Origin of the sequence: Clostridium boliviensis (assembly GCF_033342255.1) — a bacterium.
Classification (GTDB): Bacteria; Bacillota; Clostridia; order Lachnospirales; family Lachnospiraceae; genus Lacrimispora; species Lacrimispora boliviensis.
The window spans coordinates 44,502-70,860 of sequence record NZ_JAWONS010000186.1 but is presented as its reverse complement, the minus strand read 5'-3'; the positions used below and the strand labels follow the sequence as shown (position 1 = coordinate 70,860).

At 43.2% G+C, this 26,359-nt stretch carries 18 protein-coding genes and 1 pseudogene; 15 read left to right on the top strand and 4 right to left on the bottom strand.

Going from position 1 to position 26,359, the window contains the following annotated elements:
- The 4 genes and pseudogenes from RZO55_RS12410 to RZO55_RS12395 form a co-directional block, all read right to left on the bottom strand.
- Nucleotides 1–1,571, bottom strand: a pseudogene (locus tag RZO55_RS12410) (hypothetical protein); the annotation flags it as partial.
- A gap of 222 nt (nt 1,572–1,793) precedes the next feature.
- Complete coding sequence (locus RZO55_RS12405; protein ID WP_318064601.1) at nt 1,794–3,602, bottom strand: heparinase II/III domain-containing protein; 1,809 nt, start codon at nt 3,600–3,602, stop codon at nt 1,794–1,796.
- A 12-nt stretch (nt 3,603–3,614) separates the two neighbouring features.
- A complete protein-coding gene (locus tag RZO55_RS12400) occupies nt 3,615–5,228 on the bottom strand; it encodes a response regulator (protein ID WP_318064600.1) in 1,614 nt (537 codons plus the stop codon).
- A 20-nt stretch (nt 5,229–5,248) separates the two neighbouring features.
- Nucleotides 5,249–7,108 carry a sensor histidine kinase gene (locus RZO55_RS12395; protein WP_318064599.1) on the bottom strand — a complete coding sequence of 620 codons (1,860 nt, stop codon included), beginning with the start codon at nt 7,106–7,108 and terminating at the stop codon, nt 5,249–5,251.
- Between the two features lie 322 nt (nt 7,109–7,430).
- Here RZO55_RS12395 and RZO55_RS12390 point away from each other — a divergent pair, with 322 nt between their 5' ends.
- The 15 genes from RZO55_RS12390 (at nt 7,431) to RZO55_RS12320 (ending at nt 26,343) form a co-directional block, all read left to right on the top strand.
- Entirely contained in the window at nt 7,431–8,777 is a 1,347-nt protein-coding gene (locus RZO55_RS12390; protein WP_318064598.1) for an ABC transporter substrate-binding protein, read from the top strand.
- A gap of 130 nt (nt 8,778–8,907) precedes the next feature.
- Nucleotides 8,908–9,975 (top strand): carbohydrate ABC transporter permease, encoded by a 1,068-nt coding sequence (locus RZO55_RS12385; RefSeq protein ID WP_318064597.1) that lies wholly within the window; start codon nt 8,908–8,910, stop codon nt 9,973–9,975.
- 17 nt (nt 9,976–9,992) lie between these two features.
- Nucleotides 9,993–10,829 carry a carbohydrate ABC transporter permease gene (locus RZO55_RS12380; RefSeq protein ID WP_318064596.1) on the top strand — a complete coding sequence of 279 codons (837 nt, stop codon included), beginning with the start codon at nt 9,993–9,995 and terminating at the stop codon, nt 10,827–10,829.
- A gap of 3 nt (nt 10,830–10,832) precedes the next feature.
- The gene (locus RZO55_RS12375; RefSeq protein WP_318064595.1) at nt 10,833–12,668 is read left to right on the top strand and encodes a glycoside hydrolase family 2 protein; all 1,836 of its coding nucleotides are present in this window, start codon (nt 10,833–10,835) and stop codon (nt 12,666–12,668) included.
- Nucleotides 12,634–13,815, top strand: a complete 1,182-nt coding sequence (locus tag RZO55_RS12370) for a glycoside hydrolase family 88 protein (protein ID WP_318064594.1) — start codon at nt 12,634–12,636, stop codon at nt 13,813–13,815. Before RZO55_RS12375 ends, RZO55_RS12370 begins: the two co-directional genes overlap by 35 nt.
- Complete coding sequence (locus tag RZO55_RS12365; protein ID WP_318064593.1) at nt 13,736–15,547, top strand: DUF2264 domain-containing protein; 1,812 nt, start codon at nt 13,736–13,738, stop codon at nt 15,545–15,547. Before RZO55_RS12370 ends, RZO55_RS12365 begins: the two co-directional genes overlap by 80 nt.
- Nucleotides 15,548–15,594: 47 nt before the next feature.
- On the top strand, nt 15,595–17,364 hold the full coding sequence (locus tag RZO55_RS12360; protein ID WP_318064592.1) for a sensor histidine kinase: 1,770 nt from the start codon (nt 15,595–15,597) through the stop codon (nt 17,362–17,364).
- A gap of 5 nt (nt 17,365–17,369) precedes the next feature.
- Nucleotides 17,370–18,911, top strand: coding sequence for a response regulator transcription factor (locus tag RZO55_RS12355; RefSeq protein ID WP_318064604.1), 1,542 nt, complete (start codon nt 17,370–17,372; stop codon nt 18,909–18,911).
- Between the two features lie 97 nt (nt 18,912–19,008).
- Complete coding sequence (locus RZO55_RS12350) at nt 19,009–20,355, top strand: ABC transporter substrate-binding protein (protein WP_318064591.1); 1,347 nt, start codon at nt 19,009–19,011, stop codon at nt 20,353–20,355.
- A gap of 63 nt (nt 20,356–20,418) precedes the next feature.
- The gene (locus RZO55_RS12345; protein ID WP_318064590.1) at nt 20,419–21,312 is read left to right on the top strand and encodes a carbohydrate ABC transporter permease; all 894 of its coding nucleotides are present in this window, start codon (nt 20,419–20,421) and stop codon (nt 21,310–21,312) included.
- On the top strand, nt 21,312–22,145 hold the full coding sequence (locus RZO55_RS12340) for a carbohydrate ABC transporter permease (RefSeq protein WP_318064589.1): 834 nt from the start codon (nt 21,312–21,314) through the stop codon (nt 22,143–22,145). Before RZO55_RS12345 ends, RZO55_RS12340 begins: the two co-directional genes overlap by 1 nt.
- 91 nt (nt 22,146–22,236) lie before the next feature.
- Nucleotides 22,237–25,296 (top strand): beta-galactosidase, LacZ type, encoded by a 3,060-nt coding sequence (gene lacZ / locus RZO55_RS12335; protein WP_318064588.1) that lies wholly within the window; start codon nt 22,237–22,239, stop codon nt 25,294–25,296.
- 81 nt (nt 25,297–25,377) lie between these two features.
- Entirely contained in the window at nt 25,378–25,791 is a 414-nt protein-coding gene (locus RZO55_RS12330; RefSeq protein WP_318064587.1) for a DUF3788 domain-containing protein, read from the top strand.
- An 18-nt stretch (nt 25,792–25,809) separates the two neighbouring features.
- Complete coding sequence (locus RZO55_RS12325; RefSeq protein ID WP_318064586.1) at nt 25,810–26,175, top strand: MmcQ/YjbR family DNA-binding protein; 366 nt, start codon at nt 25,810–25,812, stop codon at nt 26,173–26,175.
- The gene (locus RZO55_RS12320; protein WP_318064585.1) at nt 26,176–26,343 is read left to right on the top strand and encodes a hypothetical protein; all 168 of its coding nucleotides are present in this window, start codon (nt 26,176–26,178) and stop codon (nt 26,341–26,343) included.
- Nucleotides 26,344–26,359: the final 16 nt, after the last annotated feature.

Sequence of the window (26,359 nt, the reverse complement as noted above, 5' to 3'; positions counted from 1 at the left end):
GGTCCGGTATCACCAGTCGGCCCAGTATCACCAGTGGGTCCGGTATCACCAGTCGGCCCGGTATCGCCGGTCGGTCCGGTATCACCAGTCGGTCCGGTATCACCAGTGGGTCCAGTATCACCAGTCGGCCCAGTGTCACCAGTAGGTCCAGTATCACCAGTCGGCCCGGTGTCGCCAGTAGGTCCGGTATCACCAGTCGGTCCGGTATCACCAGTCGGCCCAGTATCACCAGTGGGTCCGGTATCGCCAGTCGGTCCAGTATCACCAGTCGGTCCGGTATCACCGGTAGGTCCAGTCGGTCCAGTAGGTCCAGTATCGCCGGTCGGTCCGGTATCACCAGTCGGTCCGGTGTCACCAGTAGGTCCGGTATCGCCAGTCGGCCCGGTAGGCCCAGTATCGCCGGTTGGTCCGGTATCGCCAGTCGGTCCGGTATCACCAGTCGGTCCGGTATCACCAGTAGGTCCGGTATCGCCAGTCGGCCCGGTAACGCCAGTAGGTCCAGTATCGCCGGTCGGTCCAGTCGGCCCAGTATCACCAGCCGGTCCGGTATCACCAGTAAGTCCGGTATCACCAGTCGGCCCGGTATCGCCAGTAGGTCCGGTGTCGCCAGTCGGTCCAGTATCACCAGTCGGCCCAGTAGGTCCAGTCGATCCAGTGGGTCCGGTTTCACCAGTGGGTCCGGTAACGCCAGTAGGTCCAGTATCGCCAGTAGGTCCAGTGTCGCCTAGAGGTCCGGTATCACCAGTGGGTCCAGTATTGCCAGTAGGTCCAGTATCACCGGTAGGTCCAGTAGGTCCAGTCGATCCAGTGGGTCCGGTTTCACCAGTGGGTCCGGTAACGCCAGTAGGTCCAGTGTCACCGAGAGGTCCGGTATCACCAGTGGGTCCAGTATCACCAGTAGGTCCGGTTTCGCCAGTAGGTCCAGTATCGCCAGTAGGTCCAGTAGCGCCGGTAGCGCCAGTCGGTCCGGTAGCTCCGGTAGCGCCGGTGGATCCGGCAGGTCCGGTGGGTCCAGTAGGTCCAGCAGGTCCGGTGGGTCCGGTAGCTCCAGTAGACCCGGTAGCTCCAGTAGGCCCAGTAGCCCCAGTCGGTCCGGTGTCCCCAGTGGACCCGGCAGGTCCGGTAGGTCCGGTAGGTCCGGTAGGCCCGGTAGATCCGCTTCCGGTAACATCTTCCTGTATAATAACCATAGAACCTCTTAAAGGAACCTGCTGAGCGAAGAATACCGTACCAGTACTGATGTTGACTAAGGATAATGTTACAGGTGCACTAACGACCTCAATAATTCCAGCTCCATACACTTCATCAGTTCTTATTGGTGTATTTCCTATTAAAAAATCACTTTGCGAGCTGACAAGTGCAAAAGAGGTACCGTTTGTAGACTGAGATGATTGAGTTGCCAGCCACCAGTCAATAGAAAATCTTCCTGCTTCCAGAAAAGTGATGATGCCTGTTGCAGGATTATAAGCTATATTTCCGGATGTAAAAGCAATGTTGTCAAAAAGAACATTTTCGCCGGAATTTATTGTAGTGGCAGTTTCTAACTCCAATTGGAGAGCTATATCAGCCATAATTATCCCCCTTGTTATATTGAATTGGTTTTGATACTGATTATTATAAAAATAATAGTATCCATATATAATATGTAGATCGGGGGGGTTTGGGACTAGGGTAGAAAGAATGGGATGGAAGACTGCTTCCGGGCTAAAAGCATACAAAAAAGACTCCAGTCAGGAGTCTTTTAGGATACCAGTTTAAATTTATCAGTCTATGTTAGTCTTGATCAGACAGAATTATTCTATGATTAGCATAAGATCTTTTTGCTCCATTGTGACCTGAATCCGGTAGATATCATGTTTCCAGGTTGTTTTTAACCGTTCATCAGTGATGGGAAGCGTTTGTTTTTTTATTTCACAACAGCCAGTCACAGACAGACTTGCAAGATCTCCAATGTATATGTGATTCCCTTCTATTGTCGGTTCCTCGTAGAACATAAGGGATAGTACCGGCTGTGAAAGCGCTCCTTCGTAGTGGTCCTTTATTATAATCTGTTTCCCTTTTTTCAAAACGGCAGTTCTTTCATAAGAATGTATCCGCTCGTCTGGGTAGGCATCTGCTATATCCATTGTTATACGGCTGACAGAGGTTCCAGGCTCATAGGAAACGTTTTTGGCTGCGTAGGCTGCACCATCCTTTTGCATGATTTCAACTTCTCCATCCCAAAAGGAGGGGAGATTGTGATATCGGGACTGCATTGTCCATATTTCGTATCTTTCTGGAGAAAAGGTCTTTTTGGTATAGGTTTCCACGCCAACATCGATTAATAGTGGTTTGCCATCTTTATAAATGGTAAAGCTGCCGGTATCATTGTGATTATGGCTGTCATCATTGTCGCCTGCTTTGACAGCCAGGAACAAATGATCATCTCTGGCTATAAAGATGCCAACGCTTTCATACCAGAAATCGCTATGCTGGATGGCGGGGACGTTACGAAACGTCAGCATTTCCGCATGTGTGAAAATAGTCTGGACTCTGTAGAATAAATTATGTTCGTTGACCTCTAACGGATCTTCACTGTTTTGGTAGTCTAAAGCGGCAAAGGCCATCAGTGCCTTGTTTCCAGTCCTTTTGCCAAATAAATATTCCCTTGCACCACAGCGGCCGGCAACTGGAGAGCAGTCTGCAAAATTTACGTAATAAATGCCATCAACGTGAACGTTTAAAATGTATGATGCAATGTTTTTGATTTTTTCATTAAGATATATCGCTGTGAAAGAATGATCGGTAATACCGTTTAAAAGTTCCAGGCAATTAAACAAACATAATCCAGCATGACGGAAATACTGGGCCCCTTCATCACAGCACCCGTCTTCTCCATATTCATCCAGAAAATAATCCATACTCCTGCATGCTTTTTCCAGGATCTTCCATTTCCTCGGCTCATCAAGTTCTCTGGTAAATGCGGAGAGGAGAACATTCTGGGTGCACCATACCGTCCAGTTGTTCATATGGCTTTTGCCATCGCCCATCCACCAGAAATGTTCCTTAAGGTAAGGCGTAAAGATCCGTTCTTCCAGATTTTTATTGATCATACCTGACAGAAACGGACTTACAGAAAGAAGCTCGCGGCGAAGAAGATATTCCGCCATGGACAGGACTGCACCGGTTTCTGCGGCAAATAAATCGATAACAGGACGGGTAACATCAGGAAGAATCTCTTGGGGCGTATCCCTTACATAGGAGTTGTGGGCAGGGAGCTGCCACGCGTTTTCCTCGCAGATTAAATACAGTCCATTGATAATATCGTCTAAAAAACGGCCCTGATACTCTGCGCATTCGGCCAGAACCAGAGAATTTAAGGCAGTACGTCTTAAAAACATCTTATCCTGGAAATGACTTCGGTTTCCTGTCCTTGAAAATTCCATAAAATCAGTTGCGGTGAGAGAGGGATATTCAAAATGCAGATATTCCTCACCGTTTTTTATCAGGCGTAATCTTAACTCCTCCGGCAGGGATTCCCAGCCCTCCCGGTGTGAGGCTGGGAAAAATGGGGTGAAACCGGACAATGGTTTGTTTAATTGTTGAAAGATTTCTGTAATCATGATGCATTCTCCTTATTTTCCTTCAGGATCTTTGGTGTTTTGCTGGATAAAGTCTCTGGGAGAGTATCCGGTAACTTTTTTAAATACTTTGCTGAAATAAAAAGCACTTTCAAAACCCAGATGGTCAGCGACTTCGTAAATTTTTATATCCCTCTCTAAAAGAAGCTTTTTTGCTTTATCAATCTTTGCACGGGCGATATATTCAGAAAACCCCAGCTGGCAGTTCTTTTTAAACAGAATGCTTAAATAATTGGGGCTCAGTCCAAAAACTCCCGCTACTTCATTGAGGCTGAGCTTTTCTGTAACATGGTTTTGAATATATTTTTGTACATTTGTAATCACGTGAGCCTTGTAGGTTTTCCGTTTGGATTTCAGTGTTTCGCATAAACCGTCACGGAATATGGCCATCCACTCCACAATCTGCTCCACATTGGTGAACCGGTAGATTGAACGGTAGCCGTCACTGTAGGAAGAAAAGATCTCTGCCATATTCGTCTCGCCGTCAGGAAGAAGGGACAATGCCAGATAAAGAATATTGCATGCACAATCTGCTGCCTGTGGAAAGCGCAGGGGGTGGGCTTCAAACAGTTCAATGATCTCTGTTAACGTACGTGACAGAACATCTGTATCAAATTCATTAAATGCTTTTGTAATTTCTCCCTTAAAGACACTGATGTTAAACGCATTCCGTATAGATTCAGTATCACTGCTGTTAAAAAAGACGATGGACAGGGAGCGGTCCATCCGGGCAAATGCCTGACGGGCTTCCTGATAGGATTCACTGATTTTTAATGGGTGGGAGACTGGTGATCCCACACCGGTAAAAAGTGTTACATTAAAATAGTTGTTTACCATTTCTGATGTATTTAAAAATGCATGTTTTACCTCCTCTTTCTGATAGGATTCCATGGAGTTTAAGTGTAATACCACTGCAAAATGTTTCATGTCCAGGGATACCACATAGGCAGGCAGATGCTTGGTTATGATTTCTCTGGCCATCTGGAGGGTACTGTTGTAAAGATTCATCAGCTTGCTGTATTCCATGTCTCCGTGATTATTCTCCTGTATTTCACAAAGTGCCGCAAAGTAGCACTGTTCTGTGAAACTTAAATTTAAATCCTTTGACTGGAGTTCAAACTGCTCCTCGCTTTCAAATAAGTTGTGAAGGAGGCGCATAAAAAATTTTTCATAATAGCTTTGAAGCAGGGGACGTCCGGATTGCCTGTATTCAATAGACACCCGGAGGCTTTCCAGGCGTGAAAGTGCCTTTTGTACGGATTCCAGAAGGGTCTCGGCGTTTAATTCCAGCTTGATTAAGTAATCCACTGCTTCGTATGACATGGCTTCTTTAATCAGCTGAAATTCCTCATAGCTGGTGAGAAAAATAAATAGTGGTATATTGCCGTATTTTTCCCGGCAGGTCTTTGCAAGATCCAGACCATTCATGATAGGCATGCGGATATCTGTAATGACGAGCTCCGGGGAATATTCCTCAATCATATCCAGAGCATTCTGGCCATTTACTGCAGTACCGCAGATTTCAATTCCATAATCTGCCCAGTTCAGCATGGATTTTATTCCGATCTGAACCAAAGGTTCATCGTCAACGATTAATAATTTTGTCATATCTATTACCTTTCTGCCGATTAATTTTCTGTACGAATCACGTAAGGAAGCCGAATGGTCATGGTGGTAAATTCCCCCTGCCGGCTGGTGATTGTGATTCCGTATTCTGACCCGAAATCATACTGAATCCGTTTGTTTACATTATTAATTCCTACGTGCCGGAAAAATTCTGTTTTATTATGAGATTCTGTATCTTCCTTAAGAACCTTTTCAATCATATCTTCTGACATCCCGATTCCGTTGTCGGTTACCTGGATCATCAGTGCCTTTCGTCCGGCAATTTCAGTTGTTTGTGCTGCAACGATGATCCTGCCTGCCGTCTGAGTGGGTTCAATTCCGTGAAACAGGGCATTTTCAATAATGGGCTGAAGAGAGAACCTGTGAATCAGGCAATCGTACAGCTCATCGGATTGAATCTGATAATCAATTGTCACGCTGCCGCCATAACGGTACTGCTGTATCAGAAAATAGTCCTTTATAAGATCCAGCTCTTCCCTTAACGGAATCATGGAAGCAGTTCCCTTTGATACGTTCTTTAAAAGCCGGGCCAGTGCAGTTGTCATATCTGCGATACCTCCGGCATTCTGAATGGTCGCCATCCACTTGATGGAATTTAAGGTATTGTATAGAAAATGAGGATTGATCTGACTTTGAAGAATCTGGTATTCCAGATCTTTTTTCTGCTTTTCATCTGCAACCCGTTTTTCCATAAGCATGAGAATATTGTCGGACATGTTGTTGATTCCACTTCCGACCTGTCCCAGCTCATGATTCCATTCAATCGTCTCGTCCCTTGAAAAATCACCAGCTGAAATGCTGTCTATCTTGTTGCTTAATTTATGAATGGGATCCATAATAAAGCGGTTAAGCAGAAATGCCAGCAGAATTCCAAGGGAGACGATACCCAGACAGATTCCGATGATAAGCCATGTATATAAATTTTTCTGCTGCTTAAACTGCTGTTCCGATAAAATCTGTGTAATGCTCCAGCCGTTGATATTGTCAATAGGACGTTCTACCAGGATCCTTTTATCTCCGTCATTCATCGTTACGGATTGAATCAGGGTATTTGCAGAGAGAGAACCTTTTCGGAATGAATTCCGGGTAATGTGATAGGGCTTTTCCGTTTCCACCAGAGTATTTGACTGGAAACGGTAGGTTTTGTCTCCAATATTGATAAAAAGCTGACTGTCTTCCGGAAGAGGATAGGAAGACAGATAATCAGTAAACAGCCGGGTTGATATCTCCACGTAGGTCCAGCCGATTATTCTTAAGTTGAATTTGTCGTAAACCGGACGTACAATTGGAATGAACTGCCCTGAAATGACAGAGGATAAGGGATCATGGATCAGGCCAGTCCATAAAAAATCATCAGCATCAAATAAAGGTTTAAAAAAATCGCTCTTTCTTATGATTTTGGCGGCATAAGGAGAGGAGGTGCTGACAGATGAGGTCATGTACAAAAAATTCTTTTCATTGGTGGTAGAAACAATCACACGAATGTATTGGTAGGAACGGATCTTATAATACTCCTCTTTTAAACGGTTGTGGGAAGAGAGTGCCATCGGCCGTAAATTGTTAGAATCATCGGAAGCAGTAGGTAGTTTGTTTAAATCTTTAAATGCCTCCAGATAGTCCTGTATCACTCCGTTGGAACAGCACCATTTGCTGAAATAAATGATATCTTTCATGTCTGTTGCCAGGTTATTACTGACGACCTGCAGACTGAATTCTGCAGACTGAATCTGATTTTTTCTGAGAAACGACTGGAAGACAGAGAAACAGACCGTTGTTGTAAGAACTGTAATAAGCAAAGTGACGGCTGCCGTCAATATCATAATTTTTCCCCGTATTGTTTTTGGAATCACTGTTTTCCACATGATATTAGACAAGTCCTTTCTATAATAAAGTATATACAACCGAAACATGATCATTTTTAAAGTTAGCCTATTTCCTATCAATTGTCAATGAAAAGAACCGGTATTTTTTTATAAAAAACGGTCAATATGTATACAAAAGATAAATTTTACTGTTTATCATAAAATAATACATGTTTCAATAAAACAGAATGCATTTGTGAATAAATAGTGAATATTTTCTTAGATAATTTCCATTCTTAAACGTGTGGAACCAGCGTTATAATAGACACATAGTAAATCACAAGGGGTTTACTGAAACAATTTCAAATCAGGAGGGAATACAATGAAAAAAAGAGTATTTAGCCTTGCGCTTGCATGTACCATGGCAGTTACTGCCCTTGCAGGCTGTGGCGGCGGATCTCAGGGAACCACTGCTGCATCAGAAGGATCCAAAGCAGAAACAAAGGCTGCTGAGACAACGGCTTCAGCAGGCGGTCAGACAACTCTGAAATGGTCCGTATGGGATATCAGTTCTACTACGTATTATCAGCCGCTGATCGACGCTTTTGAGAAAGCACACCCAGATGTGAAAATCGAGATGGTGGATCTTGGTTCTACAGATTACCAGACCGTTCTTGCTACGGAATTAACAGGAAGCGGTTCTGACTTTGACGTAGTAACCGTAAAGGATGTTCCAGGATATATGACTCTGGTAAATAAAGGAGTATTAGAGCCTTTAGACAGCTACATTGACTCTACCAAAGTGGATTTAACTCAGTATAAAGGCCTTACCGATCAGATCAAGGTTGATAATAAACTATATGAGATTCCATTCCGTAACGACTTCTGGGTACTGTTCTATAATAAGGATATCTTCGATAAGGCAGGTGTTGCCTACCCGACCAACGATATGACATTTGAAGAGTATGATAAGCTGGCAAGAAGCTTAACCGTTGACACACCAGGACAGGAAGTTTACGGCGCACATTATCATACATGGAGATCTGCAGTACAGCTGTTTGGTGTTCTTGACGGAAAGAATACCATTGTTGACGGAAAATATGATTTCTTAAAGCCTTACTATGATATGGTATTAAAAGAGCAGGAAGACGGCGTATGCCAGGATTATGCTACATTAAAGACCAGCGGACTTCATTATTCCGGCGCATTTGCCCAGGGCAACATCGCAATGATGAACATGGGTACCTGGTTTATCTCTACCTTAATGGATAAGATCCGTACCGGTGAATATACAGACTGCACAAACTGGGGAATTGTAAAATATCCTCATGCAGAAGGTGTAGAACCAGGCTCTACTCTTGCTACCATTACTTCACTTGCAATTCCTGCTAATGCACCTCATAAAGATCTTGCATGGGAATTCATTAACTTTGTAAGCGGAAAAGATGGAGCAGAGATTCTTGCTTCTACCGGAACAATCCCAGCAGTCATGAACAGTACAGTGGCAGATTTAGTATCCAGTGCAGACGGTTTCCCGAAAGATGACGGAACCAGCGTTGAGGCTCTTAACACCTCTAAGCTTTATCTTGAAATGCCTGTCAATGCGAAGAGCTCTGAAATCGAAACTGTATTAAATGAAGCACATGATGCAATTATGACAGGAAGCATAACCGCAGATGACGGTATTGCCCAGATGAATGAAAAGATTGGCGCAATTCTTGGTAAGTAAAGCAGCGTGGTAACAAAAACAGGCGGGCAGCATATAACGGCCCGCCTTATTTAAAAACTTCTGATTTGATTTGACGGATAACAACTGGAAAAAGGAGGATAAGCCGTTTTATTGGCTTTTAATACAGACTATGGCTAAGACAATAACAGAAGCGCAAAAACAGGAAAAAATCGCGGCTTTACATGAGAAACGGAATGCACTGAGTCTTTTGCTAAAAGACGCAAAACGTACTCATGAGCGCGACAGGCTGGTTGCGAAAATCGAAACAATAGATGAGAAAATTAAGAAGATAAGGACAGGAGAGATCCTTACAAGGCAGGAGAAAAGAAACTTAATTGCCTATTCATTTATCGCTCCCAATTTTATCGGGTTTGCCATCTTTACATTAGGACCGATTATCTTTGCGTTTGTTCTGGCATTTATGAACTGGGACGGAAACAGTCCTATGAAATTTGCAGGGCTTAAAAACTTTATCGACATGTTTGGCAATGAAAGATTCCATGCCTCATTTGTGAATACCATTGTATACTGTATCGCCACGGTACCATTGACTCTGGCCAGTGCGCTGGGTCTGGCGGTGGTTTTAAACCAGAAAATAAAGGGAAGAAATTTCTTTAGGACAGTAGGATTCTTTCCCTATGTAGCATCTCTGGTTGCAGTGGCAGCAGTATGGAATATGCTTTTTAGTCCTCAGAAAAGCGGACCGGTCAATATGATTTTATATTATCTGGGCGTACACGCAAAAAGTCTTCCTAAATGGTCGGCAGATCCTCACTGGGTTATGTTTACCATTGTGCTTTTTAGTGTGTGGAAGAATATGGGTTACTATATGGTAATTTATCTGGCAGGACTTCAGGGAATTAACGGAGAGCTTTATGAGGCAGCAGGACTTGATGGATGTAATTCCTGGCAGCGGTTCCGCTATATTACCTGGCCCCAGCTTCAGCCTACTACATTCTTTGTTACGATAATTCTGACCATTAACTGCTTTAAGGTTTATGACATTGTATATATGCTTGCAGGCGGTTCTAACGGCATTGTGAGCTCGCAGGCAATGGTTTTAGTTTACCATATTTATGAAGAAGCATTCCGAAACTGGAATCTGGGTTATTCCAGCGCAGTCGCAATGGTGCTGTTCTTAATGGTTCTTGCCATCACTCTGGTCCAATTCCGTGGTGAGAAAAAATATGCAAACTAGAAGAAGGAGGATATAACATGAAAGTAAAAAGCACAAATAATAAAATCAGCAGATCCCTCCTGTATGTGGTTTTGCTCATTCTGACAGCGGCTATGCTGGTTCCCTTTGCCTGGATGCTTTCGGCATCTTTAAAGCTTGATAAAGACGTATTTATCTTTCCGATCCAGTGGATTCCACAAAATCCCCGCTGGATGAATTACATTGACATCTGGACAAAGATTCCGCTTATGACCTTTGTCGGCAATACCGTGAAGATTACACTGATTGTAACATTTCTTCAGATTTTAACCAGCAGCTTTGCTGCCTATGCATTTGCAAAGCTGAAATTTAAATACAAAGACACCTTGTTTATGGCCTATATTGCAACAATTGCTGTTCCGTGGCAGGTTTACATGGTACCACAGTTTATGATGATGAGAAATTTTGGGTTGAATGATTCCCATCTTGCAATTATTTTCCTGCAGGCATTTTCAGCGTTCGGAGTATTCATGATGAGGCAGTTTTATCAGGGAATTCCTGATGAATTGTGCGAAGCGGCAAGAATTGACGGTATGACAGAGTATCAGATTTATTCAAAAATCATGCTGCCATTGTCAAAACCAGCGTTGTCTACGCTTACGATCTTTACTTTTGTAAATACGTGGAACGACTTTTTAGGACCATTGATTTATTTAAAAACAGAATCCAAAAAGACACTCCAGTTAGGACTTAAAATGTTTATCAGTCAGTATAGTTCTGAATATGGACTTATTATGGCGGCATCGGTTCTATCCTTAATTCCTGTATTAATTGTATTTTTATCTTTGCAGAAATATTTCGTAGAAGGAATTGCAGCTACTGGCGTGAAAGGTTAAACAATGGAAATAATAAAAAATTTCGTAGACAATATTCATAACGATGATTATAAAAGTGACTATGAGTTCCCCGTTATACAAGGGGAATCCATGGTCTTTCCCGGAGGAAGAAAAAAGCAGTCCCTAAACGGAGAATGGAACTTTTCTGTAGATCAGTACGATAACTGTTTAAGAGCAAAATGGTTTTTAGAACAGGAAACAAATGACGAAGGGCGAAACATTCCTCTTGATTATGGGTTTGATGAATGGGATACAATCAAGGTGCCGGGAGTATGGAATCTTGCCAGACCGGAATATTTTTATTACGAGGGACCGGCGGTATATAGCCGCCGGTTTTCTTTGGAAGAAGAGAGCAAAGGGCGCGTATTTTTACAGTTCGGGGCAGTTTCCTATGAAGCCAGGATATTTTTAAATGGAGTATTTCTGGGAATCCACAAAGGAGGTTCCACTCCATTTACCATAGAGATAACTTCTCGTTTAAAGGCTGAAAACAGATTAATTGTGGTTGCAGATAATACAAGAAGGAAAGAGCAGATTCCCAGTGAAAATACCGACTGGTTCTTATATGGCGGTATTTACCGGGATGTTTCTCTTCTTTTTGTACCAGATGTCTATATTAAAAATATGAAGGCAGGACTTATTAACAGGGAAACCGGGACGATTGAAGTAACAGCACTGATTGACTGTGAAAAAAAACTGACAGACAGCGAGTTGACTTTTTCCATACCAGAACTTAACATAGAAGTAACATTTCCTGTAAATGAAGACGGTACTTGCACGATGTACGTGAATGCAGGGAAATTATCACTTTGGAGTCCTGAGTCTCCAAAACGTTATCAAGTGCTACTGACATTGCGTAAAAAAGGAGTAGTTAAGGATGAGGTGACAGATCTCATCGGCTTTCGGACAGTAGAGACAAAAGACAGAAAGATACTTTTAAACGGCAGACAGATTTTCTTACGGGGAGCCTGTCTCCATGAAGAAACCGAGGAGCATGGAAAGGCAGTAACAAAGGATGAAATAAGGGAAGCGTTTCAGAGAGCGAAAAAGATGAACTGCAATTTTCTTCGTCTTGCCCACTATCCTCATACGGAGTGGGTATCAGAGATCGCAGATGAGGAAGGGATTCTCCTCTGGGAGGAGATTCCGGTTTACTGGTGGATTGATTTTTCAAACCCTCAGGCATTAGACGATGCCAGAAACCAGCTGACGGAATTGATTTCCCGGGATTTTAACAGAGCCAGTGTGATTATCTGGTCTGTAGGGAATGAAAACCCCGATACAGAGGCCAGGTATGAATTTATGAAGGATTTGGCAAGCACTGCCAGACGCATGGATCCCACCCGCCTGATCTCTGCCGCCTGTCTTGTGGATACGGTGAATTTAAGAATTGCCGACAGGCTGGAGCGTCATTTAGATGTCATTGGATTGAATGAATATTACGGCTGGTATGATCCGGATTATGAAAAACTGACAGAAATATTAAATGGTTCCCATCCGGAAAAGCCGGTAATTATCAGTGAGTTCGGAGCAGATGGTTATCAGCCGGATGAAAACAGCAGGAAATATGTCCGTGGCTCTGAAAAAGAGCAGGAAGAAATATATAAAAAACAGGTTGAGCTGTTTGGAAAAACAGAATATATTCAGGGCACTACACCCTGGATCCTGTATGATTACCGGACTCCCAAGCGGCTTGGCGCATATCAGAAAGGCTATAATATCAAGGGGCTTGTAACTGCAGACAGGAAGCGGGAAAAACCGGCCTTTGCAGTTATGAAAAATTATTATGAGGAGATAAAGAATAATGAAGGAAGCGATAGAGAAACTGTTGGAGAGTAAACCGGAACTGGCAGCAGACGAGCGGCGCCAGGCCCTTGATTTTGCTATTGGACAGCTGAAAGATAATTTAGAGGAGTTCACTCACTCTTTTAAAAAGGCATACAGTGAAGACGGCTTTTATAAGCCAACCCCTAATGTAAACTGGACCACCGGGTTTTGGACCGGACAGTTGTGGCTTGCATATGAGTGGAGCAAAGATGAGGCTTTTGCAAAGGCCGGCAGAATACAGGCGGAAAGTTTCTTAAAGAGGATTGAAAATAGGGTGGAAGTAGACCATCACGATATGGGATTTCTTTATTCCCCATCCTGTGTGGCAGCCTGGAAGCTGGCGGGAGATGAGATTGGTAAGACGGCGGCAATCAAGGCGGCTGATCAGCTGATCAGCCGCTTTCAGCCGGTAGGAGAGTTTATTCAGGCCTGGGGTCCCATGAACCAGCCGGAAAATTACCGTTTTATCATTGATTGTCTGTTAAATCTGCCTCTTCTTTACTGGGCATCAGAGGAAACAAATGATTCCAGGTACAGAGAGATTGCAGAGAAGCATATTCATACAGCTATTGCTAACGTAATAAGGGAGGATTATTCCACATGGCATACCTTCTTTATGAATATGGTGACAGGGGAACCGGACCATGGCGCTACCTGCCAGGGATACAGGGATGGATCTGCCTGGGCAAGAGGGCAGGCGTGGGGAGTGTATGGCTGTGCCCTTGCCTACCGCTATACCGGAAGAAAAGAATATGTTGAGGATTTTAAGAATGTGACTGGATATTTTCTGGAACATCTTCCGGAGGATTTAGTTCCTTACTGGGATCTGGAATTTACAGACGGGTCAGGAGAACCAAAAGATTCTTCTTCTGCGTCTATTGCTGCCTGCGGAATGCTTGAAATGGCCAGATATTTACCAGAGTCAGAAGCAGCTTATTATAGTTCCATAGCGGAAAAAATCATGAAATCGGTTGTGGAAGGCTATGCAGTAAAAGATGGAACAAAATCTAATGGACTGGTACTGCACAGTACGTATTCCAAGAAATCCCCCTATAATACCTGTACACCGGAGGGTGTGGATGAATGCAATATCTGGGGAGATTATTTCTACATGGAAGCGCTTGTGCGTCTGTCTGCAGACTGGAATCCATATTGGTAAGCAATTAATTAATGAAAAGAGGCGAATGTTGATGAAGCTTGAAACAAAAGAGGACTACAGACAGCTGATGTTTCGGCTGTTAGATCCATTAAAACCGTTATACAGTAATGGTTGTGCCAGACTGCACTTAGGGGACAGCGGTGTTACTTATCCTGAAGTAAGTCAGGAGATGGAGGCATTTTCCCGCCCCTTATGGGCGTTAGTACCTCTGTGGCTGGGGGGAGGAAAAGGCTATGAAGAAATTTATACCAAGGGATTAAGAAATGGTACGGATCCCCTTCATCCCGAGTATTGGGGCGGTTTTAATGATTATGACCAGAGGTTTGTGGAGATGGCTGCCATAGCAAGCGGTCTGATCTTTACTCCGGAAAAAATCTGGGAACCTTTGGAAGAAAGAGAAAGAGATAATCTGGCAAAATGGCTTTACGGAATCAATGAACATATCATTCCGGACTGTAACTGGCAGTTTTTCATGATTCTGGTAAACGTTGCATTGCAAAAGCTTGGTTATCCATATAGCAGTGAAAAGCTTTTATCAGGTCTCCATAAAATAGAAAGCTACTATATCGGAGAAGGCTGGTACCGGGATGGGGGGTCTAGTCAGAAGGATTACTATATTTCTTTTGCCATGCATTACTACGGACTCTTGTATTCGGTTGCGATGGAAGAAGAGGACCCGAAGCGGTGTAGTGATTTCAGAGAGCGTGCAAAGGTTTTTGCCAGAGATTTTATTTACTGGTTTGATGAAAACGGTGCCGCGCTGCCTTTCGGAAGAAGTCTTTCTTACCGGTTTGGAGAAGCTGCATTCTGGTCTGCTTACTTATTTGCAGGGCTTGACGATATTCCGGCAGGAGTGATAAAAGGGATCTTGTCCCGACATTTTAACTGGTGGCTGGACCAGAAAATGTTTGACCGGGATGGCGTTCTGACTATTGGGTATTCATATCCCAATCTCATCATGGCAGAGCGTTACAATGCACCTGGTTCTCCTTACTGGGGAATGAAGACTCTTTTATGTCTGGGGCTTGCGGATGATCATCCGTTCTGGTTTGCAAAAGAGGAACCCCTTCCACAGCTTGACAGCATAAAGCCGTTAAAGCAGGCTGATATGCTGATGCAGCGGATTGGCAGTGATGTGATCGCATATCCTGCAGGAGTCTGTGAAAAATACGGTCATGGCCACGTGCCGGAAAAATATTCCAAGTTTGCTTACTCCACCCGTTTTGGCTTTTCTGTAGCAAGGAGTCAGATTATACTCCATGAAAACGCGCCGGATTCTTCCCTGGCTTTTGTAATTGACGGCGACGATTATGTTTTTGTGAGAAAATACAGCGATCAGTATGAAGTATTGGAAGACCGGGTTATCAGCAGCTGGCATCCATTTCCGGGGATTTCGGTTAAAACCACCGTCATACCAAAGGAATATGGTCATTTTAGAATTCATGAAATTGAGAGCCGGTATGACTGTACTGCCTACGACTGTGGATTTGCCGTTAAAAAGTTTACAACGGAGTATGAACAAAAGGCAGAGGGAACTGCATCAGTGGTATCAAACGGGGAGCAGAGCTGTCAGCTGACCGGGACCGGTCCTGATGCAGCAGGCTATATCATTGAATCGGATCCCAATACCAATGTGCTTTATCCCAATGCAGCTATTCCGGCAGTCACCTACCGGATAAAAAAAGGAGAAACTGTCAGGCTTGAAACACAGGTGAAAAGCTCTGTAAGGTAACAGAGCTGTATCTTGATATAACCATACAAGACAGGAGGGCGAAGAAGATGTGGATGAATAAAAAGCAGAAATTGAAAGCTTCTTATTACAACAGTTTCTTCGCCCTCATTGTCATCCCGATTCTATGCATCTCACTGCTTTCTATTTTTATTCTACGCGCCCAGATGGTGGATTCCGCAGTATTAAATATCCGCCGCGCCCAGGACAACATCGCATCTGTTCTTGGAAATGAAGTCAAGGATGTTTCTCTTCGGTTATCCCATTTTATATACGTCAATGACAGCGAAATTGTGAGAAATGCTGCAAGGACCAATTCCCATGATCCGGCTGAAAAATATCATTATACCCAAATCCTGACAGAATCCTTTAACTATGCCATGGTTCCGGTGCAGGATATTCTGTCTGCTGTGTTTTATATGAAGTCCGGAGATCACACCTATATGAAATCCGATATAATTTTAAATCCGGATCAATTAAAAACATCACAATGGTATCAGGAAGCACTTTTAGAGCCGAATGTGGTGAAAGTCGGCTTTTATGATTATAGCGTCATGAATTCCAGAAAAAATGCTTATACCCTGACCATAGCAGCCGGGCTGTCTCCAGGGCCAGAGGTGGACCGGGAGGGGGTAATTGAGATGGCTGCGCTGTTTGTCTCTTCTCAGGCAGGACGGCTGATGAAAGAGTATAACAAAGAATCCATGCTTGGATCTGCTATGATTGCGGACAAGTCCGGCCATGTTATTTTTGATGCTGAAGATACAAAAGATCTTCTTCCTGAAACTATTACAGGAGATGAGCGGGAATTCAGCTATCGGATAAATGGAAAACGCTATATGAGAGTTGCAACAGTAGAGCCTGTAACAGGACTTTCAATTATCAGTGTGGTTTCTTATGATACCCTGACAAGCAGTTTTAACCGGACAGCCATGATTTTAATTGGTGTTGTGCTGTTTTTATTTCTGCTTTTTTATCTTTTCTCCAGTTATTTCTTAAAGAGTATCATTGAGCCCATTCACAACACAGTGGAAGGTATGCGTATGGTGGAGGAGGGGAATTTAGAAGTTCATGTACAGCCAAAAGGGCAGGCAGAGCTCCGGCTGATGATTCACTCGTTTAACAGCATGACGAGAAGGTTTAAAACTCTGATGGCAGAAAACGAAGAACAGCAGCAAAAAAAGCATAAGGCAGAAATTCGGGCACTGCAGTCCCAGATTAATCCGCATTTTCTGGTAAATTCCCTGAATTCCATCCGTTTTATTGCACAGATGTCAAAGTATGAGTCTATTGCACGAATGGCAGAGGCACTGATTAAAATTTTATCCGGTTCCTTTCGAAGCAACAATGGATTTTATACGTTAAAGGAAGAATTAGAGGTGCTGGACAGCTTTATTTATCTTATGAAAATCCGTTATTCCGATGGTTTTGACATCGTCTACCAGGTGGATGATGCCTGTCTTCTGGCTCTTGTTCCCAGGCTTATTTTGCAGCCGGTGGTGGAAAATTCCATTGTCCATGGCTTTGACGCAATGATGGAAGAGATGGGAACGATATGGATTGTTGGTGAGAAGAAGGAAGGGTTCCTTTTTTTAGAGATCCGTGACAATGGAAAAGGGATGACCAGGGAGGAGATTTCCAGTCTGCTCTCAGATAATGCGAAGGAGAGTGAGCGCAGGAATGTCGGAATCCATAATGTGCGGACAAGATTATCCTTAAATTATGGGGAACAATGCAGTTTTGTTATGGAAAGCGAACCGGGAGAATATACCCGGACACTCATTCGTATTCCCGTATCAGGAAAGGAGAATGAAACTTGAAACAGGTGCTGATTGTAGATGATGATACGATAATAAGGATCACGCTCCGATCTCTGATTGACTGGAATGAGTTTGGATACTGTATTGCAGCTGATGCCATAAATGGGCAGCAGGCACTGGATTATATCAGAAATAACCATGTAGATCTGGTCATTACGGATATGAAGATGCCGGTAATGGATGGAGTCGGACTTTTAAAAGAGATAAATAAGGAACAGCAAATTCCTGAGGTTCTGGTTTTAAGCGGTTATGATGATTTTAATCTGGTCCGCGACTCCTTCCGCTATGGGGCATGTGATTACATATTGAAGGAAGGGCTTACCCAGGAGGCACTAATTTCCGTATTAGAGAGACTGGACCGGAAGAACCCGGCAGAAGGAAAGGGCAGCCAGGCAGAGGACCATTCTAAAAACAGCCGTTCTGATTCAGTTCTGCTTGCTGAGATGGCGATGGGTAAGCAGCCGGTTTCCGGTAAATTCCTCTCTCAGGATTATTTAGTGATCCAATTTGAGATAGAGGATTTTTATAAAGTATCGGTGCGTTTTGGTGATAATTATGAGGAAGCTCTGATAAAGCCGTTCTTTGATCTGGCAGCCCAGATTCCGAGAGTGGCTTCCCGCTGTATTCTTGGAACTCTGGCTCCATCCCGGTTTTTAATGCTTTACCGGATCAATGATACTGTGCAGTATGAGGAAAATGCAGTCTCAGCCTGCAGGCAGCTATGTAATGTGTGGAAGCATTTTATGAATCTTACGGTATCAGGGGGAGTCAGCAGTCCTGGGCATGGTGAGAACGATTTTCTGGACTGTTTTGAAGAGGCGGGCCGGCAGCTTCGGCTTTGTCCGTTAAAAGGAAAAGGTACACTGTCTGCTCCCTGGGTGAAGAAATCCGTAGCTTATGAAGATGTGAAAAATACAGGAGATTCCTATAAGAAATTACTAAGAGGGCTTTTACTTGGAGATGACCTGATGGTTTCAGGGGAAAAGAGCCGCTTTATTGGGGAACTTTACAGGATCGGATTAGAGGAAGGAAAAGAAATGTGCCTTCGATTAATCTGTGCCCTGGCCTGGGAGTTTTCAGAAAATCATGATGATATTACTGCGATTTTTCCAGAAGCAGTAAACTATTACGAAAAAATAGGGCGGATGGAAGAGATCAGAATTCTGGAATTGTGGATCAATAACTATTTCCGCTGGATCATGGATTATCATACACATCAGTCAGACCGGAAACAGATGGATATGATGAGCAGAGCAAAACGTTTTATTTTAGATAATTATGCGAATCCGGAGCTGACTCTTAAAAGTGTGGCAGGATTTGTGGGATTTAATGAAAAATACTTCAGCACCCGCTTTACAAAGGAGGAGGGGATGACCTTTATCAATTATCTGACGCAGGTACGGATCCGAAAGGCCAGAGAACTGATGGAGACAACGGATTTAAAGATATATGAGATCAGCCAGAGCGTGGGATATAACAATGTGGAGCACTTTACCAGAGTATTTAAAAAGAATTGGGGAGTCAGTCCTGGAAATTACAGGAAATAAATCTGACGAAAGATCAAGTTTTCCAACCATATCTCATGGAGAAGGGTGTCTTGAAATGATAGGATGGGTACATCAATACAAGGGAGGTATTAAAGACATGAGAAAACGTATGCTTGCCATCGGACTTTGCGCAGCGATGGTTATGGGGAGTGCAGCCGGATGTTCTCCTGCTAAAGAGACCGGGGAGACGAAAAAGGAGGGGACTGCTTCGGCAGAAACGCAGGCCGGAAAAGATTTAGAAGGAAGTCTGGTATTTGCTATCTGGGATAACAATTTAATGGATTACATTGATGAAAATGATATGGTTGCTAAATTCCAGGAAAAATATCCCAATGCCGATATTGAAGTGGAAAAAATCAAAGATGACTCAGAATACTGGAATTCAATGAAAATGAGAACATCTGCAAATCAGCTTCCTGATGTTATGTTTAATAAGCCATTTACTTTATCCAGATTTAAAGATTATCTCATCGATCTGTCTGATTTAGAAGCAGCAAAGAATAATGAACTGGCTTCCGGTTATGCCATAGATGATAAGATTCTAGGAATCCCTATGACAGCCGGATATGAATATGTATATTACTGGAAAGATCTGTTTAAAGAGGCTGGAGTAGAAGTGCCGGCTACCTGGGAAGAGTTTGAGGAGACAGCACAGACCCTTCAGGATCATTTTAGCCAGAAGGACCCGGATTTCATGGCAATTGCACTTGGAGCAAAGGATGAATGGCCGGATTATCCGTACATGGAGTTTATGCCTGCTCTCCAGGGAGGAAACGGACAGAACTGGAATGACATGGCAAAGACAGATGCTCCTTTTGCAGACGGAACTGATATTAATAAGGCTTACAACAAGGTAAACAGTCTGTTTAGCAAAGATGTATTTGGTAAAGATCCTCTTGGCATGGGAAATGACCAGGTGACTTCTCTGTTCGCTCAGAAAAAGGCGGCTATGATCGCTTTGGGAGACTGGGGACTTCAGAATATTAAGAGCGGAACGGACGATGTTTCTCAGCTTGGAACTTTTTATCTTCCGGTCAGAGATCAAAAAGAGGATCCTTATCGTGTCATCGTACAGGGGGATTCCTTTATGGGAGTTACAACCCACAGCAAGAATCCGGAACTGGCAAAGGCTTTTGTGGAGTGGTTCTACAGTGAGGACTGGTATCCCGGATATATCAATTATGTGACCAGTGCTTCTTCCATGAAAAACTTCACCAAAGAAAAAGACCCCATTCTTGCTCAGGCAGATGAACTGCAGCCGGATAAGGAACTGGTAATGTATGATGGAGGCGGAGATCAGTTCCAGTCCATTCAAAATGAAATTGCATTCGATTATAAGAAACTGGGAGCTTCTATGTTTACCGATGGTTTTGATTTAAAAACCCAGCTGGATGAACTGAATAGCAAATGGGCAGCTGCCAGGACGAAACTGGGAATTAAATAATTGACAGGGGAAGGGGATAGGGTGTAAGAACCCTGTTCCCTTTTTACAAAACAGGAGGTTTGCATGAGATCACTGGAGAAACAGAGATTAAGATTTATTGTCTGCGCCCTCATCATTCCAATGGTTTTACTCATTGGATTCGTGGTGGTTCCGGCATTTGATTTAATTCGCATGAGCTTTACCAACTGGGATGGTTATTCAAAGAGCTTTGACTTAATCGGACTTGATAATTATCAGGATATGTTTAAAAATAAGGATTTATGGCTTTCATTGCGTAACAACGCAGTTTATTTTTTCGGACATTTGATATTCATCCCTATTGAGCTGCTGTTTGCAGTGCTGCTGACTTCAAGACTTCGTGCAGCAAGATTTTATAAAACTATGGTATTTATGCCCTATATCATAAACGGGGTGGCGATTTCCTATGCCTTTTCATACTTTTTTTCTCCTATAAACGGTGCTTATGATGAGATTCTGACAATGGTTCACTTAGAAGGTTTTATAAGAAACTGGCTTTCTGATCCTAAAATAGTAAACTTTGTTCTCACCTTTGTATCCCTGTGGCGTTTTTCCGGCTACCATGTGATCCTTTTCATGGCAGCACTGCAGTCTCTTCCTCAGGATGTTCAGGAAGCAGCAAGAGTTGATGGAGCCAATGCATGGCAGATGTTTCGGAATATACAGATACCTGCCATTATGCTGATGGTGGATTTTGTTTTGTTTGATAACATCAGAGGAGCTTTGCAGGTATTTGATATTCCATATGTCATGACCAGCGGAGGTCCTGGTTACGCATCTTCGACCTTTACTCTTTATACCATTGATACAGCATTCAAATACAGCAATTTCGGGCTGGCTTCTACGATGGCAGTGGCAATCATGGCAATGATTGTTGTGATCTATCTGATTCAGAATAAGATCATTCACGGACTGATTTTGAAAGGAGGGAAGAAGTGATGAACAAACGTTTTGCACAGCAGGGTTTAAAACAGGTTATCTGTATCTCAATGGTTTTGATTGTTATGGCACCGATTCTCTTAACCTTGTTTGCGGCTTTCAAAACTAAGGCTGACATGGTAAATACTTCGCCTCTTCTTATGCCGCCTGTGGCCAGAATCACATTTGCTAATTTTAAAAAGGTGCTGAGAGACAAATATCTGCTGATTGGTTTTAAAAACACAGGTTTTATTCTGGTTGTCAGCATTTTCTTTAACGTGCTTTTTGGAACTATAACGGCATTTATTCTGGAGCGCTTTGAATTCCGCATGAAAAAGGTGATTTTAAGCCTGTTTTTTCTGGGTATGCTTATACCAAGTTTTGTTACTGAGATTGCGCGTTTCAAAATCATAAATGGAATTGGTCTTTACAATACTCTGGGAGCACCGATTGTGATCTATATTGCATCGGATCTGATGCAGCTTTATATATACCGTCAGTTTATATCCACGCTTCCGGTTTCTCTTGATGAGAGTGCGCTGTTAGATGGCTGCTCGTACTTTGGTCTGTTTACCAGAATTATTTTTCCGCTGCTGGCACCTGCCACTGCGACGGTGGTTATTATAAAGGCAATAACGATTATTAACGATATGTATATCCCATATCTTTACATGCCGAAGAACAAGCTGCGGACGCTGACCACTTTTTTGATGAACTATGCCAATGCACAGCAGGGCTCATGGCAGAAACTGGCAGCAGGAATCATTATTATTATGCTGCCTACCATTGCTATTTACGTTTTTTTCCAGAAGTATATTCTGGCAGGAATTGCTTCTGGTGCAGTGAAAGAATAAATTATACAGGAAATCATAAAAAATGCAATGGATTCTTTTGCTGGTGTCCATTATAATAGACGTAACGTTTTTGTAGAAGGAGGATTTATTAATGGAAGAAAAGACTGCAAAGCTGGAATGGCTGAATGATCCTCAGGTTTTTTCTGTAAACAGGCTTTATGCCCATTCTGATCACCGGTTTTATGAGACAGATAAAGATGCAGTGAATGGTAATATGACTCTTTGCCAGCCGCTTAACGGAACGTGGAAGTTTTCCTATGCGGACAAACCTAAAGAGCGGGCAAAGGAATTTTATCAGAATGATTTTACTGCGGAAGGCTTTGATACAATTGTGGTTCCCGGACATATAGAGCTGCAGGGATTTGGCAGCTGCCAGTATATTAATACCATGTATCCCTGGGATGGAGTTTCTGATTTAAGACCTCCTTTTACGGATCCTGAAAACAATCCGGTAGGAAGTTATTTACGGGAGTTTGAATTAGAGGAGGAATTAAAGAATAAGCGTCTTTTTCTCTCATTTCAGGGAGTAGAGACTGCTTTTTATGTATGGCTGAACGGAGTTTTTATTGGTTATTCGGAAGATTCCTTTACTCCGTCAGAGTTTGAGATCACCCATGCGGTATATGACGGAACCAACCGCCTTGCAGTAGAGGTATATAAAAGAAGCAGTGCAAGCTGGATTGAGGATCAGGATTTCTTCCGTTTTTCCGGCATATTCCGTGATGTGTATTTATATGCAGTTCCCTCCTGCCATGTAAGGGATTTATTTGTGCATGCAGATGTTTCTGAAGATTATAAAGATGGACTTTTACGTGCAGAGTTAAAGCTGATGGGAGAAGTGAAAGGAAGTGTCAGCGCTGTCTTAAAAGACAGAAACGGTAATGATGTGTTATCCTTTGACTCACAGCCGGCAAAAGCAGATACAGAGTTTACCGGCTGTGTACCGGGAGCCCGTTTGTGGAATGGAGAGGATCCTTATCTTTACGAATTATGGGTTTCCGTATTCGATGAGAATGGGAAGATAATGGAGATAATTCCTCAAAAAGTGGGATTTCGCCGGTTTGAAATGAAAAACCGCATCATGTGCCTGAATGGAAAACGGATTGTCTTCCGTGGAATCAACCGCCACGAGTTTAATGTGAGAAGAGGACGGGCCATAACAAAAGAAGATATGCTTTGGGACATCCGTTTTTTAAAACAGCATAACATTAATGCAGTCAGAACCTGTCACTATCCCGATCAGAGTCTGTGGTATCAGCTGTGTGATGAATACGGCATTTATCTCATTGACGAAGCAAACTTAGAAAGTCACGGCTCCTGGCAGAAGATGGGGGCTTGTGAGCCCTCCTGGAATGTACCGGGAAGCCTGCCTGAGTGGAAAGAATGTGTAGTGGACCGTGCAAAATCCATGCTGGAACGGGATAAAAATCATCCCAGCGTTCTGATCTGGTCCTGCGGCAATGAATCCTATGCCGGGGAAGATATTCTGGCCATGGCGGATTTCTTCCGGGAACGGGATCCCGGCAGACTGGTTCATTATGAAGGTGTTTTCTGGAACAGGGAATTTGACCGGACCAGCGATATGGAAAGCCGCATGTATTCGAAACCAGATGAGGTTGAAAACTATTTAAAGGCTGATCCACAAAAGCCATTTATTTTATGTGAATATATGCATGCCATGGGTAATTCCCTTGGAGGCATGAATAAATATACAGATCTGGAGGATCGTTATGAGCTGTATCAGGGCGGTTTTATCTGGGATTATATTGATCAGTCTCTGATGAAAAAAGACGCATACGGGGAAGAGCATATGACTTACGGAGGTGATTTCGATGACCGTCCCACGGATTACAGTTTCTGCGGTGACGGGATCGTTTTTGCAGACCGCACTGCATCTCCCAAAGCCCAGGAGGTAAAATACCTTTATCAGGATCTGCGGCTGATTGCGGATGAAAAGGGAGTAAAAATCGAAAACCGCAGGCTGTTTGAGAGTACCTCTGACTGTGAATTTATTTATACAGTATTAAAGAATGGCGAACCGATCTTCCAAAAGCGGTTTGAAGCTATTGTGGAGCCGTTAAACAGCGGATATACCGCGATTGAACTTCCGGAATGGAATGAAGCTGGGGAGTACGTTTATCAGGTGTCGGCTGTTTTAAAGGAGGATACTTTATGGGCAGACTCTGGCTTTGAAACTGCCTTTGGAGAGACTGTCTGTATGATAGAAGGAAAACCTAAGGCTGTCGGGCGTACAACGTTTAAAGTGGTTTATGGAGATGTGAACATCGGCGTTTCTGGTGACGGATTTAAGATTCTCTTTTCCAGACAGGAAGGAAGTATTGTTTCCATCGTTTATGACGGAAAAGAATGGGTGGGAAGACCTCTAATGCCTGTATACTGGAGAGCCACTACCGATAATGACAAGGGAAATAAATTCTCCGTTAAAAGCTCCATGTGGCTGGGTGCAGGCAGATTTCCTTCCTACAGAAATGAAAACTGTAAAGTGGAAGAAAGACAAGACTGCATCCTGGTAACGTATACCTATCAGCTTTCTACTGTGCCGGAATCTGAGACAGAGGTTACCTATGAAGTGAATGCAGCCGGATCCATCCGTGTGAGAGCGGTATTTAATGGGAAAGAGGGATTGCCTCAGCTTCCTGCTTTTGGCATGAGACTCATAACTCCTGCTGCGGCAAAGCAGTTTACCTGGTATGGCAGAGGACCGGAAGAGAATTACTGTGACCGGAAAGAAGGGGCAAGACTTGGAATCTATAAAGATACTCCAGAAGGAAATGTATCTCCTTATCTGGTTCCCCAGGAATGCGGAAACAGGACCGGAGTACGGTGGCTGAAGGTTTCCGACCGAAAGGGGAATTCCATTGGTTTTCGGGCTGTTGCAGCACCATTTGATGCATCGGTTCTTCCCTATACTGCTGAAGAACTGGAGACAGCCACTCACCAGGAAGAGCTTTCTGCGCCAAGGTATACCGTTATCAGCATTTTCGGAGCCATGCGGGGAGTGGGCGGAGATGACAGCTGGGGAGCGCCGGTTCATCCTGAATTCTGTATTAGCGCTGAGAGAGAGCTGGTGACGGAATTCATCATAGAAAGAATGAGTATGGAAGAATACGATGAATATGATTTTTCATAAAATATGACACACAGTTGTCGTGTTATACATGGTATAATCCATAAAAACAGGTGACAGATCAGTAAAAGGAAAGGAGTTCTTATGCTTGAGAAGATTCCATCTCGCGAAGAGATGATAAGTTTAATCGGTGGGGATGCTTTTCATGCATGGGAAGCTCTCTGCAAAAGAATAGAAGAAGTGTATGATATGGACCGCCTTTGGAATAGCGGTGGTAAGGCCTGGAAGTACGAATACAAATACCGAAGAGGGGGGAAAACCCTCTGTGCACTTTATGCCGGAGAGGGCTGTTCTGGTTTTATGGTTATTTTGGGTAAAGCAGAACGGGAGAAATTCGAGCTGGACAGGCAGAACTATTTACCCTTGATACAGGAAAAGTATGATACGTCCACCACATTCCATGATGGAAAATGGATCATGCTTCCTGTTGACGATGTATCCTTGTTTGATGAGTTTATAAATCTTCTGAAGATAAAAAGACGTCCTAACAGAAAATAGATAATTGGGGGAGGTACCATGAAATATCCGTGGATTGATGGATTTCTAAAGAAAATGAACGGAGTTACCAGTGATTTTAAAGAGGAATGGAACTGGGACAGATATATGATTGACGGAAAGATGTTTGCAGCTGTCTGCAGAGATGATCAGGGGAAGGAAATGCTGATAACCATCAAACTGGACCCTTCTGAAGGGGATTTTTTAAGGCAGCAGTACAAGGACATTATACCAGGATATTATATGAATAAACTTCATTGGAATTCCGTTAAGGCAGATGGGGAAGTACCGGATGATTTATTAAAGGACATGCTGGAAAAGTCCTATTCTCTTATTTTCGCAAAGCTGACGAAAAAAAGGCAGAAAGAACTTTTAGGCGAGGGATGAATGATGAAGTATTTTGGTGAGGGATTAAGTGAGGAACATAAGGCGCTGAATCAGATAATCCGAAAGAAACAACGGACGGAAGAGGCGAAAAAAATTTTTCTGGACATTCATAAACAACTGCACCTTTGGAATATAAAAGAGAGAGAAGAAAATGAAGCAGACAGGTAAACTGCAAAGAACTGCT

Bases quoted from the DNA above. Each gene is read 5' to 3' on its own strand.
- RZO55_RS12405 (WP_318064601.1), bottom strand. From the start codon at position 3,602: ATGATTACAGAAATCTTTCAACAATTAAACAAACCATTGTCCGGTTTC.
- RZO55_RS12400 (WP_318064600.1), bottom strand. From the start codon at position 5,228: ATGACAAAATTATTAATCGTTGACGATGAACCTTTGGTTCAGATCGGA.
- RZO55_RS12395 (WP_318064599.1), bottom strand. From the start codon at position 7,108: ATGTGGAAAACAGTGATTCCAAAAACAATACGGGGAAAAATTATGATA.
- RZO55_RS12390 (WP_318064598.1), top strand. From the start codon at position 7,431: ATGAAAAAAAGAGTATTTAGCCTTGCGCTTGCATGTACCATGGCAGTT.
- RZO55_RS12385 (WP_318064597.1), top strand. From the start codon at position 8,908: ATGGCTAAGACAATAACAGAAGCGCAAAAACAGGAAAAAATCGCGGCT.
- RZO55_RS12380 (WP_318064596.1), top strand. From the start codon at position 9,993: ATGAAAGTAAAAAGCACAAATAATAAAATCAGCAGATCCCTCCTGTAT.
- RZO55_RS12375 (WP_318064595.1), top strand. From the start codon at position 10,833: ATGGAAATAATAAAAAATTTCGTAGACAATATTCATAACGATGATTAT.
- RZO55_RS12370 (WP_318064594.1), top strand. From the start codon at position 12,634: ATGAAGGAAGCGATAGAGAAACTGTTGGAGAGTAAACCGGAACTGGCA.
- RZO55_RS12365 (WP_318064593.1), top strand. From the start codon at position 13,736: ATGAATGCAATATCTGGGGAGATTATTTCTACATGGAAGCGCTTGTGC.
- RZO55_RS12360 (WP_318064592.1), top strand. From the start codon at position 15,595: ATGTGGATGAATAAAAAGCAGAAATTGAAAGCTTCTTATTACAACAGT.
- RZO55_RS12350 (WP_318064591.1), top strand. From the start codon at position 19,009: ATGAGAAAACGTATGCTTGCCATCGGACTTTGCGCAGCGATGGTTATG.
- RZO55_RS12345 (WP_318064590.1), top strand. From the start codon at position 20,419: ATGAGATCACTGGAGAAACAGAGATTAAGATTTATTGTCTGCGCCCTC.
- RZO55_RS12340 (WP_318064589.1), top strand. From the start codon at position 21,312: ATGAACAAACGTTTTGCACAGCAGGGTTTAAAACAGGTTATCTGTATC.
- lacZ (WP_318064588.1), top strand. From the start codon at position 22,237: ATGGAAGAAAAGACTGCAAAGCTGGAATGGCTGAATGATCCTCAGGTT.
- RZO55_RS12330 (WP_318064587.1), top strand. From the start codon at position 25,378: ATGCTTGAGAAGATTCCATCTCGCGAAGAGATGATAAGTTTAATCGGT.
- RZO55_RS12325 (WP_318064586.1), top strand. From the start codon at position 25,810: ATGAAATATCCGTGGATTGATGGATTTCTAAAGAAAATGAACGGAGTT.
- RZO55_RS12320 (WP_318064585.1), top strand. From the start codon at position 26,176: ATGATGAAGTATTTTGGTGAGGGATTAAGTGAGGAACATAAGGCGCTG.